Source organism: Pantoea sp. 18069 (assembly GCF_902706035.1).
GTDB lineage: Bacteria > Pseudomonadota > Gammaproteobacteria > Burkholderiales > Burkholderiaceae_C > Comamonas.
The window spans coordinates 25,814-41,014 of the sequence record NZ_CACSJA010000034.1 but is presented as its reverse complement, the minus strand read 5'-3'; the positions used below and the strand labels follow the sequence as shown (position 1 = coordinate 41,014).

General features: G+C 63.3%; 15 protein-coding genes and 1 pseudogene. 7 read left to right on the top strand and 9 right to left on the bottom strand.

The features are described from left to right. Window positions 1–43: 43 nt before the first annotated feature. On the bottom strand, window positions 44–1,012 hold the full coding sequence (locus tag GVL12_RS20885) for a tripartite tricarboxylate transporter substrate binding protein (protein ID WP_159917488.1): 969 nt from the start codon (window positions 1,010–1,012) through the stop codon (window positions 44–46). A gap of 192 nt (window positions 1,013–1,204) precedes the next feature. Between GVL12_RS20885 and GVL12_RS20880 the strand changes: the two genes are divergently transcribed. From GVL12_RS20880 to GVL12_RS20860, 5 genes and pseudogenes are all read left to right on the top strand, one after another. Beyond that, window positions 1,205–2,602 (top strand): MmgE/PrpD family protein, encoded by a 1,398-nt coding sequence (locus GVL12_RS20880; RefSeq protein ID WP_159917487.1) that lies wholly within the window; start codon window positions 1,205–1,207, stop codon window positions 2,600–2,602. A gap of 142 nt (window positions 2,603–2,744) precedes the next feature. Then, the gene (locus GVL12_RS20875) at window positions 2,745–3,047 is read left to right on the top strand and encodes a helix-turn-helix transcriptional regulator (RefSeq protein ID WP_159917486.1); all 303 of its coding nucleotides are present in this window, start codon (window positions 2,745–2,747) and stop codon (window positions 3,045–3,047) included. Window positions 3,048–3,107: 60 nt separating this feature from the next. Next, on the top strand, window positions 3,108–4,079 hold the full coding sequence (locus GVL12_RS20870; RefSeq protein WP_200843961.1) for a zinc-dependent alcohol dehydrogenase family protein: 972 nt from the start codon (window positions 3,108–3,110) through the stop codon (window positions 4,077–4,079). Between the two features lie 54 nt (window positions 4,080–4,133). Further along, window positions 4,134–4,478, top strand: a complete 345-nt coding sequence (locus GVL12_RS20865; RefSeq protein WP_159917484.1) for a nuclear transport factor 2 family protein — start codon at window positions 4,134–4,136, stop codon at window positions 4,476–4,478. A gap of 146 nt (window positions 4,479–4,624) precedes the next feature. Then, window positions 4,625–5,209: pseudogene (locus tag GVL12_RS20860) on the top strand (MFS transporter); the annotation flags it as partial. Here GVL12_RS20860 and GVL12_RS20855 read toward each other — a convergent pair. Genes GVL12_RS20855 through GVL12_RS20820 form a run of 8 tightly spaced genes read right to left on the bottom strand, consistent with a single transcriptional unit; the run spans window position 5,194 to window position 12,646 of the window. After that, window positions 5,194–5,973, bottom strand: coding sequence for an N-acyl homoserine lactonase family protein (locus GVL12_RS20855; RefSeq protein ID WP_159917483.1), 780 nt, complete (start codon window positions 5,971–5,973; stop codon window positions 5,194–5,196). The pseudogene GVL12_RS20860 and the gene GVL12_RS20855 sit on opposite strands and share 16 nt — an antisense overlap. Before the next feature lie 8 nt (window positions 5,974–5,981). After that, complete coding sequence (locus tag GVL12_RS20850; RefSeq protein ID WP_159917482.1) at window positions 5,982–7,205, bottom strand: ABC transporter substrate-binding protein; 1,224 nt, start codon at window positions 7,203–7,205, stop codon at window positions 5,982–5,984. Window positions 7,206–7,233: 28 nt separating this feature from the next. After that, window positions 7,234–8,073, bottom strand: a complete 840-nt coding sequence (locus GVL12_RS20845) for an alpha/beta fold hydrolase (RefSeq protein WP_159917481.1) — start codon at window positions 8,071–8,073, stop codon at window positions 7,234–7,236. Then, window positions 8,070–8,420 carry a hypothetical protein gene (locus GVL12_RS20840; protein ID WP_159917480.1) on the bottom strand — a complete coding sequence of 117 codons (351 nt, stop codon included), beginning with the start codon at window positions 8,418–8,420 and terminating at the stop codon, window positions 8,070–8,072. The genes GVL12_RS20845 and GVL12_RS20840 overlap by 4 nt, the downstream gene beginning before the upstream one ends. Then, window positions 8,417–9,316 carry an NAD(P)-dependent oxidoreductase gene (locus GVL12_RS20835; protein ID WP_159917479.1) on the bottom strand — a complete coding sequence of 300 codons (900 nt, stop codon included), beginning with the start codon at window positions 9,314–9,316 and terminating at the stop codon, window positions 8,417–8,419. The genes GVL12_RS20840 and GVL12_RS20835 overlap by 4 nt, the downstream gene beginning before the upstream one ends. Continuing rightward, on the bottom strand, window positions 9,313–10,743 hold the full coding sequence (locus GVL12_RS20830; RefSeq protein ID WP_159917478.1) for an NAD-dependent succinate-semialdehyde dehydrogenase: 1,431 nt from the start codon (window positions 10,741–10,743) through the stop codon (window positions 9,313–9,315). Before GVL12_RS20830 ends, GVL12_RS20835 begins: the two co-directional genes overlap by 4 nt. A gap of 13 nt (window positions 10,744–10,756) precedes the next feature. Beyond that, a complete protein-coding gene (locus GVL12_RS20825; protein ID WP_159917477.1) occupies window positions 10,757–11,746 on the bottom strand; it encodes a tripartite tricarboxylate transporter substrate binding protein in 990 nt (329 codons plus the stop codon). A 9-nt stretch (window positions 11,747–11,755) separates the two neighbouring features. Beyond that, on the bottom strand, window positions 11,756–12,646 hold the full coding sequence (locus tag GVL12_RS20820) for an NAD(P)-dependent oxidoreductase (RefSeq protein ID WP_159917476.1): 891 nt from the start codon (window positions 12,644–12,646) through the stop codon (window positions 11,756–11,758). Window positions 12,647–13,051: 405 nt separating this feature from the next. Here GVL12_RS20820 and GVL12_RS20815 point away from each other — a divergent pair, with 405 nt between their 5' ends. Further along, a complete protein-coding gene (locus GVL12_RS20815) occupies window positions 13,052–14,635 on the top strand; it encodes a sensor domain-containing diguanylate cyclase (protein ID WP_159917475.1) in 1,584 nt (527 codons plus the stop codon). A gap of 91 nt (window positions 14,636–14,726) precedes the next feature. Next, on the top strand, window positions 14,727–15,125 hold the full coding sequence (locus tag GVL12_RS20810) for a lysozyme inhibitor LprI family protein (protein ID WP_200843960.1): 399 nt from the start codon (window positions 14,727–14,729) through the stop codon (window positions 15,123–15,125). The last annotated feature ends 76 nt before the right edge of the window (window positions 15,126–15,201 follow it).

Below are 15,201 nucleotides of genomic sequence, written 5' to 3'. Positions count from 1 at the left end.
GGCCATCCGGGGGGCCCCCAGGGCGTAAGCGGCTCAGGGAGGGCTAATCTATCTTGACCTTCTTGAACTGCTCGGTCCAGTGGATCACTTCGGCCTGCAGTTCGGCCTTGAAGGCGGCCGGCGAGTTGCCGATCAGCACCGCGCCCTGAGGGATCAGCGCGTCCTTGAACTCCTTGGACTGCACCGCCTTGGCGACGGCCTTGGCCAAGCGGTCGATCACAGGCTGGGGCGTGCCGGCCGGCGCGAGCAGGCCGTTCCAGGAGTCGGAGATCATGCCCGGCAAGCCGATTTCGGCGAACGTGGGCACATTGGGCAGGCCCGGCAGCCGAACCGGGCCGGCGACCGCGAGCGGCACCACCTTGCCGGCCTGCAGATGGGGCATGGCGCCGGTCGAAGTCATGAACGCCGAGTCGACGACGCCTGCGATCAGGTCGTTCATCACGCCCGAGCCGCCCGAATAGGGCACGTGCAGCATGTCTATGCCCGCGAGCTGTTCGAGCCGCATCGTCGCCATATGCTGGGTGCCGCCGGCGCCGGTCGTGCCGTAGCTCAGCGCGTTGGGCGTTTTCTTCGCCAGCGCCTCGAATTCCTGGTAGGTCTTGACCGGCGTCTTGGGGCTCACGGCGAGGACTCCGGGCGCCGAGGAAATCTTGGAAATCGGCTCGAAGCTCTTGAGCGGGTCGAACTTCTGCTTGGGGAAAACGAATTTGTTCATCGTCAGCGGCGCGGCCGCGAGCAGCAGCGTATAGCCGTCGGGCTGGGCGGCGGCGACGGTTTCGGAGGCGATGTTGCTGGTCGCGCCGGGCTTGTTCTCGACCACGAACGCGCCCTTGAGTTCGTCCCCCAAGGCCTTGGCGACCAGGCGTGCGACCACGTCGGTAGGGCCCCCGGCCTGAAAGCCCACGACGATCTTGACGGGTTTCGATGGATATTTGTCGGCGGCGGCAGCCCCTGTGCCAAGGGCCAGGCCCGCGAGGGCCAGCAGGGCGGTGATTGCGGTACGGTGTTGCATTGTCTGTCTCCTGGAGGAATCGGTCTTGTTGTGTGGCGAACGGCTGAATCTTCGGTCGTGCAAGGGCCTGCCAGTTGTTCCAATTGCGCAGGATGACATGAGCAAAGGATATGTCTGGCCCGTCATGCCAGACATATCCTTTGCTCATCCGCAATCCCTCGGTGGTGCGCCACCATTGCCCGAGCCACATCCATGTACGTCAGCGAAACCCTTGGCCATTTCGGCGCCAGCTTCCACTCCCGGCCCGTGACTGCCGAAGTCATGCACCACGCCAAGCGCGCCGTCGTCGACTGGTATGCGGCGCTGATCGCCGGCTATGGCATGAACCCGACGCCGCTGCTCGAAAAAGCCATGGCCGAAGACCTGGACCGCGGCCCCGCGCGCCTGGTGCTGGGCCGGCGCGCGACCGTCAAAGCCGCGGCGCTGATCCACGGCACGGCCTCGCATGCGGCGGAAGTCGATGACATTTTCAAGCACGCGATCTACCACCCTGGTGCGCCGACGATTTCCGCGGCGCTGGCCGTGGCCCAGCAGCAGCAGGCCAGCGGCGAGCAGTTCCTCAGGGCGGTGATCGTCGGCTATGAGGTGTCGACGCGCATAGGCCAGATCCTCGGGCGCGCGCATTACCAGTACTGGCACAACACCGGCACCGTGGGCACGTTCGGCGCGGCCGCGGCAGCGGCTTACCTGCTGCGCCTGGATAGCGCCCAGTTCACGCACGCGCTGTGCACTTCGGCGACGTTCGCGGCCGGGCTGCAGCAGGCCTTCCAGATGGATTCGATGTCCAAGCCCCTGCATTCGGGCCGCGCCGCCGAAGCCGGCGTGGCCGCAGCCGCCATGGCCCAGCAGGGCGTGACCGGCTCGCTGGACGTGTTCGAAGGCAAGATGGGCATGGGCGTGGCGATGGGCAATGCGCCTGACTGGGGGCCGGTGCTGGCCGACCTGGGCGAGGTGTTCAACATCTGCGCGATGACGTTCAAGAACCATACCTGCTGCGGCCACACGTTTGCGCCCATCGACGGTGCGCTCGCCCTGCAGCAGGCCCATGGCATCCATGCCGAAGACATTGCCGAAATCCGCGTCTCCACCTATGCCCCGGCGCTGGCCGTCGCGGGCAATGCCACGCCCACGACGGCCGCCGAGGCGCGCTTCAGCATTCCCTATGTGGTCGCGACGGCGCTGTTGTTCGGCAGCGTGCGCCTGGCGGCGTTCGACGACGCGCGCCTGGCCGACTCCACGCTGCGCGCGCTGATGGCGCGCGTGGTGCTCGAAGTCGATCCCGTGCTCGACCGGCAGTTCCCGGGCCAGCGCGCGGCCGCGGTGGCCATCACGCTGCACGACGGCACGCAGCACCGCTTCCTGCAGCCCACACGCAAGGGTGACCCCGACATGCCGCTGAGCGATGATGACCTGCAGTCCAAGCTCGTGGAGTTTGCCGGACCGGTGCTGGGGGCCGAGGCGCTGGAGCGGATTTCAAGGCAGCTTTGGACGTTGGATACGGCGCCGGACGTGGCATTTTTTTGTCGCCGGGCCGCCCCAAGACAAAAAACGATGGGGGGCTATGCCCCCCAAGGCATCCACACGCAGTGAGGCAAGCGTGGGGGCTTTTTTTGTTTCACGATGACTACCAGCCCGGTAGTTCGCTGGACAGCGCCGTATCTCGATACACCGGGCTGCCTCTGACGGCGCACTTCCGTATTGACATATCGCTTAATTCCGATATGATGCAGTCATGGATTTGCTCGAAATATTCAAAGCCCTTTCCAACCGTACGCGCCTTGAAATCCTGAAAGGTTTGAAGGATCCGGCGAACAATTTCCCTGCGCAGGATGAAGGGGACGTTCTTACGGTGGGCGTCTGCGTCAGCAGTATTCAAGAAGGCGTCGGGCTATCGCAGTCAACGGTGTCTGACTATCTTGCAACGCTGCAACGCGCGGGCTTGGTCGAAGTCAGGCGCATTGGTCAGTGGACCTACTACAAGCGGAACGAAGCAACCATCAGTGCTCTTGCCGACATCATAGGGAAAGAGCTGTAATTTTTTACCACTGGATATCGAGAATTCTCGATATCCCTTTTTATAGAAGTGAGGATTGAAATGAAAGCGATGATTCTTAAGAAGTTTGGTGGCCCTGACAGCTTTGAGCTGCAGGATGTGGCAATTCCTGAAGTGGATGCCGGTGAGCTGTTGGTGCGCGTGATCGCCACTGCCATCAACCCTCTCGACTACCAGATTCGCCGGGGCGACTATCCGGAGTATGTTCCCCTGCCCGCCATCACCGGCCATGACGTCTCGGGCGTGGTCGAAAAGCTGGGGCCCGGGGTGATTGACTTCAAGGTGGGCGACGAGGTGTTCTACACGCCCAAGATCTTTGGCCCCAAGGGGGGCTCCTACGCCCAGTACAACGTCGTCCCCGAAGCATTGGTGACGCACAAGCCTGCGAATCTGTCGCACGAAGAGGCTGCTTCCATGACTCTCGTGGGCGGAACCGCCTGGGAATCCCTCGTCTCGCGCGCAAAGCTGGGTCCGGCGGAGTCCGTGCTGATTCACGGTGGGGCGGGGGGCGTTGGGTCCATCGCGATTCAACTGGCCAAGGCAATGGGCGCAACCGTCTATACGACCGCCCGGGGCATTGATCTGGAGTTCGTACGCGAGTTGGGCGCAGACCACGCCATTGACTACACCACCCAGAACTACGTGGAAGAGATCGCCAGCTTGACGGGCGGCAAGGGCGTGAATGTGGTGTTCGACACGATTGGAGGCCTGACGCTGAGCCAGTCACCTCACGTACTCAGCGACGGCGGCCGAGTCGTTACTTTGGTCGATCTGGCCACGCCACAGAACCTCATAGCGGCATGGGGCGTGAACGCCGAGTATCACTTTGTCTTCACTCGCCAGAACCGGGGCAAGTTGCAGGCTCTCAAGACGCTGCTTGAGAACGGTCGCATCCGCCCAATCATTGGCGCCAAGTTCTCGCTGGCCCAGATCCCGGAAGCCCACGCCACATTGGAGCGCGGTGAGGTTGATGGCAAGCCTCTCCGCGGGAAAGTGGTGATTTCGGTTTCCTGATCAAAGTACGCCCTGGCGGGTTCTTCCCGCCAGGGCCCACGAAGCATCATCATCATGCCTACTACTGAACAGGTTCTTGCCAGCCACGAAGCCGCTCTCGGTGAACAGGATGCTGTCAAAGTATCAACCCACTATGCGAAGGACGCCGTGGTCATCGTCAATGGGGACACCTACCTTGGGCCACGAGAGATCGCGTTGATGTATGCCAAACTGATCAATGATCTCCCTGACGCAACATGGCGCACCGACGTGGCGGTGATCCACGAAGACTTGGCTTACGTGGAATGGGCATGCAAGTCTGCCACGTCAAAAGTTGAGTTTGGAACCGACACGTTCGTCGTGTCCAATGGCCTCATCGTGCGGCAGACGGCGAGTTTCACGATGGTTGCGGGCAACTGACCCTTGGCACAGGCGATTTTTTGTCGCCGGGCCGCCCCAAGACAAAAACCATGGGGGGCTTTGCCCCCCAGGCCGCCACACGCAGTGAGGCAAGCGTGGGGGCTATTTTTTGAGCGCGGGCCGTTCATCCTTCGACGCGGCTGCGCCTGCGCCAGTTTGGCGAACAGCTGCTCAACCCCCGGCTGCAGGCCGGACTGCTGCTGACGCTGCTGCTCGTGGCCGGGCATTTCATGGCCTTCACTTTCGGGCGCCCGCTGCTGCTGTCGGTGGCGCAGTTCGATGCGCAATGGCTGGGCGCATTGCTGTTTGCCTATGGCATCGCAGGCATTGCCGGCAATTTCCTCGTCGGCATCAGCGCCGCGCGGCGCACGGCGCCCACCGTGGCGGCGATTGCGCTGGGGCTGCTGCTCGCGCCCTGGCTGTTCCTGGCCCTGGGCGGCTCGCATCCGGGCGCGGGCGTGGCACTGCTGCTCTGGGGGCTGGCCTATGGCGGCGTATCGGTAGGCCTGATGACCTGGATGATGCAGTCCGCGCCGCGTGCGGTGGAGATCGCCACGGCCTTGTATGTGGCCGTGTTCAATGTCGGCATCGCGCTGGGCGCCTGGGCCGGAGGCCGCGTCGTCGATGCGCTGGGCCTGCCCGCCATCTTGTGGCTTGCGGGGGGCTTGGCGGCGCTGGCCCTGCTGCTGAGCCTGGCCCTGACACGCCGCCCGCGTCAGGCAATGCGGTAGATATGCGCGCCCGGCACAGCGACGCGCTCGAAGCGTTCGCAGACCAGCGGGTCATGGCCGGGAATGATCAGGTCGGCGCTGCCCGCGAGCGCCTCGATGCGGTCATAGCCGGCCATCATGTCCTCGCGGCTGTGTATCGCCGGAAACGGGTTGCGCTGCTGCAGGTTCTCGTAATAGTGGGCGGCGTCGGACGCGAGCACCACCCGGCCCCGGGCCGTCATCACGGATACCACCTGCAGGCCATCGGTATGCCCGCCAATGCGATGAAAGTCTATGCCGGGCGCAAATGCATGGTCGCCGTCGATCAGCTGCACATCGCCCGCATAGAGCCGCTTGAGCACCACGCCGATGTCGTCCAGCGCGAAGAAATGGTTCTGCCTGGCGTCGCACATGCATTGGCCTGTCGCATACGCCATCTCGCGCTGCTGCAGCCAGATGCGCGCATTCGGGAACAGATGCACATTGCCCGCGTGGTCGTAGTGCAGATGGGTGATCGCAATGTGCCGGATATCGCCCGCTTGCACGCCCAGCCGCTGCAGCGATTCGACCGGCGAAAGCAGGAAGCGGCGCTGGCGCGCCAGCGCCGACACCTGGCTGAATCCCGTGTCGACGAGCAGCAACTGGCCATGGCCTTTGACGAGCCAGACGAAGAAATCCAGCGCCATTTCGGCCGCGGGGTCGCCATCGACCGGCTCGAGAAAGTTGCTCTGGCGCAGCCGGTCGACCGACGCGTACTTGATCGCATACACCTCGTAGGCGTTCATTGCGCGGCCTACTTCCTGACCAGCGGGCACTTGCTTTCGTTCAGGCCCGCGAACGCGTCCTTGCCGGCCACGGTCTCGACGATCTTGTAGTAGTCCCAGGGCTTCTTCGACTCGGCGGCTGTCTTCACCTGGACCAGGTACATGTCGTGCACCATCTTGCCATCGGCGCGCAGCACGCCGTTCTTCGCAAACGCATCGTTGATCTGCATGCTCTTCATCGCCTGGATCACCTGGCCCACATCGTCGCTGCGCGCCTGCTCGATGGCCTTGAGATAGGTGCGCACGGCCGAGTACTGGCCGGCCTGCAGCGCCGTGGGCATCTTCTTCATCTTCTTGAAGAAGCGCTCGGCGAACTGGCGCGAAGCGTCGTCCAGGTCCCAGTAGAAGGTCTCGGCGAACATCATGCCGCCGGCGTTGCGCAGGCCCAGGCCGTGCACGTCCATGATGCTCATCAGCAGCGCGACGCTGGCCTGTCCGCCCGCGCCCAGTCCGAATTCGCGGCCTTGCTTGATTGCGTTCTGCAGGTCCAGCCCCGCGGTCGCGATCGCCACGGCATTGGCCTTGCTTTCCTTGGCCTTGAGAATGTAGGACGCGAAGTCGTTGCCCGGGAACGGATAGCGCGAGGCGCCCAGCACCTTGCCGCCGGCTTCCTCGATGAACTTCCTGCCATCGGCTTCAAGCGAATGGCCGAAAGCGTAGTCCGCCGTGAGGTAGTACCAGGTCTTGACGCCGCGCTTGACCAGCGACTTGGTGCCCACGTTGGCCAGCGCATAGGTGTCGTAGACCCAGTGCACATTGTTGGCCGTGCAGTCCTCGTCGCTGATGCGCACCGCGCCCGCCCCGGTGACGATGGAAATGCGGTTCTTTTCCTGGGCGATGCGCATTGCAGCCAGTGCCACGGCGCTGTTGCCCAGTTCGGTCACGGTATCGACCTTGTCGCGATCAAACCATTCACGCGTCTTGGTCGAGGCAATATCGGCCTTGTTCTGGTGGTCCGCCGATACCAGCTCGATCGGATAACCCAGCACCTTGCCGCCAAATTCCTCGATGGCGATTTCGGTCGCGGCAATCGAGCCCCGGCCGACGTTGTCCATGAACGGGCCGCTGATATCGGTGAGTACGCCGATGCGCACCACGCCGTCGGAGATCTTCGCGCCGCTGCCTTGCGCCTGCGCGCCGCAGGCCAGCGCGATCGCGGTCAGGAATACTGCGGTGGGGCTTTTGAATTTCATTCTTGTCTCCAGTATGGTTGTTGGTCTGTCAATGAAATTTCTGCAGAACGGGAAGCAGATGGGCGATGAATTCCCCGGGCGCCTCGCTCATAGGGAAATGGCCCAGGCCCGGCATGATCTTCAGTTCGGAGCCGGCAATCATTTGGGCCAGATCGCGCGAATCATCGGGTGTGCATGAATAATCGAATTCGCCGGTGAGCAGGTGCAGCGGGCATTTGCGCGTATCGATCTGGTGGGCCAGCGCACGCAGATCGCCTTCGGACTTGTAGAAATGCAGATCGCCTTTGAATACGCCCGGGCCGCCCTGCATGTAATGCCACAGCGTTTCCCAGCGGTCGGCGCTGGCCGCGTGCGGGCCTATCAGCCCGGAGACGATGCCGGCGCAGACTTCACCGCCCTGCACATCGGGCCGGTGCAGCCATTCGAGGTTGTAGTAAGGGTTCACATGCGCGCCCGACTGCAGGCCTATGAGGCCCCTGAACTTCTCGGGATGCTGCAGCGCCAGGTGCAGCACCACGCGCCCGCCGATCGAGCAGCCCATGGCCAGGGGGCGCTCGATGTCCATGGCCTGCATGAAGCCGATGATGGTGTCCACATAGAGTTTCGAAGTGAGCTGGTACTCACGCTGCTCCCAGCCTTCGGGCGGCGAGGACTTGCCGTGGTAGGGCAGGTCGAAGCAGACCACCTGGAAGCGCTCGGTGATTTCGCGCCGGTTCAGAATGCCGCGGTATTGGCGCGAATCGCTGCCCGCGGTATGCAGGCACAGCAGCACCGGGCCCGCGCCCGCGGTTTCAAAATAGACGCGGTGGCTTTTGCCCTGGATGTCGAAATGCACATAGCCGCCGGAGATTTTCTCGATATGGCTCATAGCACGACTCCTGAAAGCGCCTTGATCAAATCCTTGAAATACAGCAGATTGCACATGAAGCCGTGCTGGTCGCCTTCAATGCGCAAATGCTTGAACTTGCACATCGCCATCAGGTCGTGATAACCGGGCGTGGGCGTGGCCGCGTAATATCTTTCCCAGGATTCGCTGTTTGCGATCAGGCGAAACGTCCAGCGCGGCATGACGAACGGGCCCGGCTGCAGGCTTTCGATCGCGCCGTTGTGGATCTTGACCAGCCACTCCTTTTCGCCGCTTTGCAGCATGAACACGAGATTCACGAAGCGCCCGCGGTGCACGAGCCAGTCATCGAGCACAGGAATGCTGTTCATGGGTTCTCGCCTTTCCCCGCAATCACGCGGTACATCACCGGGTAATAGTTCTGCGCATAACCGCGGTCCATGGATTTGCGCAGCTGCTGCGCCGTGCATTCGGTGAGTTCATCGGCAAGGCCCACATTGCGCGCCAGCGCCAGCGCCAACTGCAAGTCCTTATGCGCATAGGCCGCGGAAAACATCTTTTCCGGGAAAACGTCTTTGGCCAGGTACTGGCTGCCCGTGAGCTGCAGCGCGAACGACGCCGCCGAGCCCAGGCCCAGCGCCTGGGTCAGCAAGTCCTTGGACACCCCCGAGCGTTCGGCAATCGCGCAGGCTTCGGCCAGCGCATGCACGGTGTTGATCAGCACCATGTTGTTCATGATCTTGACCACCTGGCCCGTACCCGTGGGCCCGCAATGCAGCACATCGCTGCCCATGCAGGCGAGATGGGGCTGCAGCGCCGCGAACTGCGTGTCGGTGGCGCCGACGGTGATCAAGAGCGTGCCTTTTTGCGCGGCTTCGCGGCTGCGCGCGACCGGCGCATCGACCAGCGCGATGCCGCGCTCCTGCAGACGCTGGGCAAGGGTGCGCGTGCGCGCGACATCGCTGGTGCTCATGTCGACAATGGTGTGCAAGGCCTTTGCCTTTACGTCGACGTTCGCGAGCAGGCCGCCGGGCCCGGTGCAGACCGCTTCGACCTGCGCGATCGCCGGCAGCGACAGGAACACGATGTCGGCGCTGCGCGCTATCTCTTCGATGCTGCTTGCGACCACGCCGTCGCCGGCAAGCGCGTGCACATTGCCCATGTCGAGATCGGCCGCAAGCACCGTGCAGCCCGATTTGCGCGCGAGGTTGCGGCACATGCCAGCGCCCATCGCGCCCACGCCAATGAAACCCAGGGTCGTCCTCATGCCAGGCCTCCTTGGCGCACGCACTTCACCTTGAGGAATTCGCGCAGGCCTTCGATGCCGCCTTCGGAGCCCAGGCCGCTGTCCTTGTAGCCGCCGAACGGCGTTTCGGGCAGCGAGGCCTGCAGTTCATTGATGCAGACCACGCCGCTTTCGATTTCATTGGCGAAGCGGTGGGCGAGCTGCATGTTCTGCGTGAACGCATAGGCGGCGAGCCCGAACGGCAGGCGGTTGGCTTCGCGCAGCGCTTCGTCGGCGTCCTTGACTGCAATCAGCAGCGCGACCGGGCCGAAAGGCTCGATATGCGCGGCATCGGCGCGCAGGTCTCGCAGCGCCAGGACCGTGGGTTCGTAGAAGAAGCCGGGCCCGGCCAAAGCCTTGCCGCCGGTCAGCAGCTGCGCGCCCGATTCCAGCGCATTGGCGACCAGCCGCTCGATGGCGTCGCGGCGGCGCCGGTTCTTGAGCGGCCCCATCTGCGCCTGCGCATCGAACGGGTCGCGCACGCGCAGTTTTTGCGTGTGCTCGACAAACCTGGCGCAGAAGTCGGCGTAGATGCTTTCGTGGATCAGGAAACGCGTGGGCGAAGTGCAGACCTGGCCCGCATTGCGGTACTTGGTGGCGACGCAGTTCGCCGCGACCTGGTCGATGTCGACATCGTTCCAGACGATCACCGGCGCATGGCCGCCGAGCTCCAGCGTGGCGCGCTTCATGGTCGCGGCGGCCTTGGCGCCGAGCTGGCGGCCGACTTCGGTGCCGCCGGTGAATGTGATCATCGCGATATCGGGCGACTGGCACAGCTGGTCGGCAATCTGCGCGGGGTCGCCAAACAGCATGTTCACGGCGCCGGCCGGCGCGCCCGCGCGCTGGATGGCCTGGGCGATCAAGAGCGCCACGCCCGCGGTTTCCTCGGACGGCTTGATGACGATGGTGCAGCCCGCGGCCAGCGCCGCGCTGATCTTGCGCGACGGCGTGATCGCCGGTGCATTCCAGCCGGAGAACCCTGCGACCACGCCGCAGGGCTCGAACTGCGCGGTCTGGCGTATGCCGGGGGAGCGTGCGGGAATCACGCGGCCATAGAGGCGCCGCGCTTCCTCGGCCGACCACTCGAACATTTCGGCCGCGGTATCGACTTCCTTTTGCGCTTCGCCATGGGGCTTGCCGAGTTCGGCGCTGATCTGCCGGGCGATGGCGTCGCGGTCGGCGCGCATTTCGCTGGCGATGCGGCGCAGCAGGTCCGAGCGCTGCAGGGCGCCGCTTTGCTTCCAGAGGCCGAAAGCTTTTTGGGCGGCGGCGATCGCGCGCTGCACATCGTCGCTGGACGCCATGGCGTAGTCGCCCAGGGATTCGCCCGTCGAGGGCGAGAGCACCTGCAGGCGCTGCGCGGAACTGCCGTCGGCGAATTCGCCGGCGATGAATTGGGAGTACTTCATTGTCTGCCTGGCCTTATTCGAGAACGATGTTGGCGGTCTTGATGATCCCGGCCCAGTTCGCGGATTGCTTCTGGATATGTTCCTTGAACTGCTCGGGCGTGCGCGTGAATGGGTACTGGTCCAGTGTCAGCAGCCTGGCCTTGACGTCGGGCGCGGTCATGATCTCGTTGAGTGCGGTGTTGAGTTTCGCGACGATGTCGGGCGCGATGCCGGCCGGGCCCATCAGACCGTTCCAGGGTTCGGCCGAGAATCCGGGCAGCTTTTCCTGGCCGATCACCATCGCGCCCTTGAGGCTCTTGTCGGCCGACGAGCCTGCCGAAGCAAGGATGCGCATCTTTCCAGCGGCATCCTGTGGAATCGCGACCACGCCGGCGAGAAACGCGAAATCGACACGGCCCGCGATCAGGTCGCTTACCGCGGCGGAGTCGCCCTTGTAGGGCACGTGCAGCGCGTTGATGCGGGTTTCGCTTTTGAACCACTCGCCCGCGAGGTGGTTGACGGCGCCATTGCCCGCCGAGGCATAGCTCAGGCTCTTGTCCTTTTCGCGGCCATAGGCGATGAGGTCATCGTATTTCTTGAAGCTCGAGCTCGCGGGAACGACGAGGTAGTAGGGATAGCTCGCGACCAGGCCGATGGGCGTGAAGTCCTTGATCGCGTCGTACTGCAGGCCTTTTTGCACATGGGGCAGGATGGACAGCGTGCTGCTGCTGCCTATCATCAAGGTGTAGCCATCGGCCGGCGCCTTCTTGACCAGCGCCGCGGCGACGGCGCCGCTGGCGCCCGCGCGGTTCTCGATGATGAAGCTCTGGCCGAGTTTCTGGCCGAGCTTGTCGGCGAGGATGCGCGCGACCACGTCGGTCGGGCCACCCGCGGCAAAACCCACGTAGATGGTGACGGGCTTGGTCGGGTAGCCGGCGGCAAAAGCCAGCGGTGCGGTCAGCAGGCTGCTGGCGCCCAGCAGGGCGGCGGCGCAATTCAGGGCGAAGCGGCGTTGGATTGGCATGTCGTGTCCTCAGAGTCGGATTTTTTCGATGGCGTTGGCTTCGGCCCAGAAGTCGGTGAGGCACGATGTGTCCTGACCGGCCTTGCCCGCGGCCAGGGCCATGCGGAAGATGTTCTTCGTGGTGTCGCAGACCGGCAGCGCGATCTGCCGTGCGGCGCCGGCATTGGCGGCCAGCGAAATGTCCTTGTAGCCCAGCGTGATGTCGAAGCCCGGCGTCAGATCCCCGGCCAGCACCTTCTTGGGCCATTTCTCCTTGAGCTGGCCGTTGCTGGCCGTGGTGCTGGTGAGTACATCGAACGTTTTCTGGATGTCCAGCCCCAGCGATTTTGCGAGCACCAGCGCTTCGGAATTGATCTGGCAGTAGCACAGCACCATCATGTTGTTGATGATCTTGGTGCGCGTGCCGCTGCCGGCCGGGCCGCAATGGTGGATGGTCGTGCCCATGCGGTAGAGAATGGGCTCGACCTGGGGAAGATGCTGAACATCGATGCCCAGCATGAACAGCGATTCACCTTTGTCGGCGTGCATCGCGAGCCGGCCCACCGGCGCATCGCCGAAAATGATGTTTGCCCGGGCAAAGGATTCGCCCAGCAGATCGACGGTGTCGACATCAACGGTGCTCATGTCGATATAGATCGCGCCGGGCCTGAGGTGGGCGATGATGCCGTTTTCTCCGAGCGCGACGGCCTTGACCTGGGCCGGGCCGGGCAGCATGGTGAACACCATGTCGACCTGCTGGCACAGGCTGGCCACATCCTGCGCCACGACCGCGCCTTGCTTTTCGAGCTGGCGCATCACTTCGGCGTTGGTGTCATAGACCACCACTTGGCGCTGGTTCTTCAGCAGCGAACGGGCCAGTGCAAAGCCCATTCGACCCAAACCAATAAATCCGATCTTCATTTTGTCTCCTTTTATCTGGCATCGAATTTATCGAGAAGGTGGGCTGCAGGCCTGGATATTTGCTCTTCTGGTTATGAATTTTTGGAATGTCTCATGGGGTTGATGCTATTGACTTGACATGGCTAAATTCCGTCAAGTTCAACGCTCATCGACGGCGCGATCCGCTGCCTTCGTCATGAGCAAAGAGACTCTCTACACGGTACGGCGCAGACGCCCGGCAGCGGCGTCGTCGTCGGGGTGCCGGGGCTGCGTGGCGCCGGTGTTGTTTTTGGCGCACCAATCCGGCGCAAGTGGCCCGACAATCGCGGCTGCGCGTGCGCCGGACCCGATATGCCGACACAGCGCCCAGAACCGCGCCAGAACCATGCTGAATTTCCCCCTTCCGCCCCGATCAAGCCCTTGCCAATGAATTTCAAATCCATCGCCAAAATGGATCTGAGGCGCCTGATTCTTGCCCTGACGATTGCAAGCGCGCTCATTTCACTGGCCAATACGCTCTACGCCAGCTACCAGGTACAACGCCAGCAACTGATTGACGCTGCGCTCGAGCGCAACCACGCCTATGCGACCAAGCTTGCCGCGAGCACCGAGGATTTCTTTGATTCGGTGCAGCAGCAACTGGGCTATGCCGCGCAGGTGATCTCCGCGGATTTCACCAATATGGCCTTTCTCGCGGCCGAGACCGAGCGGCTTTTCCTGCAGACCGACAGCTTCAATTCGATCGCCGTCATCGACAGCCGGGCCGAGGTGCTCGCGACCTCGCCGCAAACCCTGAATCTGGTGGGCAAGCAGTTGCAGACGCTGGGCGCGACCGAAGCCATCACCAGCCGCAAGCCGCTGATCAGCCAGCCCTATCTTTCAACCGCCGGCAATCTGGTGGTCTTCATTTCGCACCCGGTCAGCGATGTCCATGGAAACTACCTCGGAGCGATTGCCGGCACCATTTATCTCAAGCACGAGAACTTCCTCAACCGCCTGCTCGCTTCGCACTTCTACCAGGACGGCTCCTACCTCTATGTGGTGGACCAGCACCGGCGCCTGATCTATCACCCACTCAACGAGAGAGTGGGAACGGTGGTTGAAGGCAACGCCGCGATAGAGGAAGTCATCAGCGGCGTTTCGGGCAAGAAGCAGGTCTTGAACAGCCGGAACGTGGAAATGCTCGCCGGCTACGCCGTCGTTCCCTCGAGCGGCTGGGGCATCGTGGCCCAGAGGCCCAAGCAGGCGACGCTCGCAGCGCTCGACGTCCTGATGTGGCGGGTCTTGCTCAATTCCCTGCCGGTGGCGGCGATTTCGCTGCTGCTGATCTTGTGGTGTGCGCGCATGATTGCGCGCCCGCTCAAGCAACTGGCCAGTGGCGCGAGGACCATGGACAACCCGGCGACGGCGGACGAAATCCAGCGCGTGCGGTCCTGGTATTACGAGTCCGCGGAACTGAAGAAAGCCATGCTGCTGGGCATAGGGCTTTTGCAGAAGAACATCAACCGCTTGCGCCAGGATGCGCATACCGATCCGCTGACCGGGCTGGGCAACCGCCGCACGCTGGAGAATGCGTTGCAGACCTGGGAGATGGAGAAAACGCCGTTCTCGGTGGTGAGCGTGGACGTGGACTTTTTCAAGCAGGTCAACGACAGCTTCGGGCATGACGTCGGCGACGGCGTGCTGCGCCAGCTCGCGCAGCACATGCGGGAATGCGCGCGCGAAGACGATGTCTTTTGCCGCGTCGGCGGCGAAGAGTTCCTGATTCTTCTGCCGCGCACGGGACTGTTCGTTGCGCAGCAGGTCGCGCAGCGCCTGCGCCAGCAGGTCGAGCGCGCCGATATGGTGCCGGTCCACCATGTGACGATTTCGGCCGGCATCGCCCACTGGCCCGGCAGCTCACCGGATGTTGCGCGGGTGCTGAAAATTGCCGATGAACTGCTCTACCAGGCCAAGCGCCAGGGCCGCAACCGCGTCGAAGTGCACGAAGCCACGCTGACGCCGCCGTGAAGCGCAGCGTTCCTGCCGCGCATTTTGCGCCAATGTCTTGCAGCGCGCGGTCAGGATATCCGTCAAACTGGGGCTACCTATGCGATCCACCTTGTCTTTACTGCGCCTCCTCGTTGCGGCGCTCGCCAGTGCGGCCGGCGCACTCCCCGCGCTGGCACAAGACCCCGAGCTGTCCCCCCAATATGCGGCCTGCATGGAAAAGGCCGGCGGCGTCACGCTGCCGATGATCGAGTGCATCGTGGCCGAGCATGGCCGCCAGGACCGGCGCCTCAATGCGGCTTTTCAGGCACTGGTGTCAGACCTCACACCGGCGCGCAGGAAACAGCTGCAGTCCGCACAGCGGCTGTGGATCCAGTACCGCGACGCGAATTGCGACTTCTACCACGACCCGGACGGCGGCAGCCTGGCGCGCGTCGCGGCCAATGCATGCCACCTGCGGATGACGGCATTGCGCGCCCAGGAACTGGTCAATCTGAAGCCGATCCGGTGAAGCCGTGCACCAACGTTGTGCAGGCTACTACCTGAAGCATGAGAAATCATTCTCCGATAGCGAGAAGCCACCAACA

Coding starts and splice junctions, on each gene's coding strand:
- GVL12_RS20885 (WP_159917488.1), bottom strand. CDS start 1,012: ATGCAACACCGTACCGCAATCACCGCCCTGCTGGCCCTCGCGGGCCTG.
- GVL12_RS20880 (WP_159917487.1), top strand. CDS start 1,205: ATGTACGTCAGCGAAACCCTTGGCCATTTCGGCGCCAGCTTCCACTCC.
- GVL12_RS20875 (WP_159917486.1), top strand. CDS start 2,745: ATGGATTTGCTCGAAATATTCAAAGCCCTTTCCAACCGTACGCGCCTT.
- GVL12_RS20870 (WP_200843961.1), top strand. CDS start 3,108: ATGAAAGCGATGATTCTTAAGAAGTTTGGTGGCCCTGACAGCTTTGAG.
- GVL12_RS20865 (WP_159917484.1), top strand. CDS start 4,134: ATGCCTACTACTGAACAGGTTCTTGCCAGCCACGAAGCCGCTCTCGGT.
- GVL12_RS20855 (WP_159917483.1), bottom strand. CDS start 5,973: ATGAACGCCTACGAGGTGTATGCGATCAAGTACGCGTCGGTCGACCGG.
- GVL12_RS20850 (WP_159917482.1), bottom strand. CDS start 7,205: ATGAAATTCAAAAGCCCCACCGCAGTATTCCTGACCGCGATCGCGCTG.
- GVL12_RS20845 (WP_159917481.1), bottom strand. CDS start 8,073: ATGAGCCATATCGAGAAAATCTCCGGCGGCTATGTGCATTTCGACATC.
- GVL12_RS20840 (WP_159917480.1), bottom strand. CDS start 8,420: ATGAACAGCATTCCTGTGCTCGATGACTGGCTCGTGCACCGCGGGCGC.
- GVL12_RS20835 (WP_159917479.1), bottom strand. CDS start 9,316: ATGAGGACGACCCTGGGTTTCATTGGCGTGGGCGCGATGGGCGCTGGC.
- GVL12_RS20830 (WP_159917478.1), bottom strand. CDS start 10,743: ATGAAGTACTCCCAATTCATCGCCGGCGAATTCGCCGACGGCAGTTCC.
- GVL12_RS20825 (WP_159917477.1), bottom strand. CDS start 11,746: ATGCCAATCCAACGCCGCTTCGCCCTGAATTGCGCCGCCGCCCTGCTG.
- GVL12_RS20820 (WP_159917476.1), bottom strand. CDS start 12,646: ATGAAGATCGGATTTATTGGTTTGGGTCGAATGGGCTTTGCACTGGCC.
- GVL12_RS20815 (WP_159917475.1), top strand. CDS start 13,052: ATGAATTTCAAATCCATCGCCAAAATGGATCTGAGGCGCCTGATTCTT.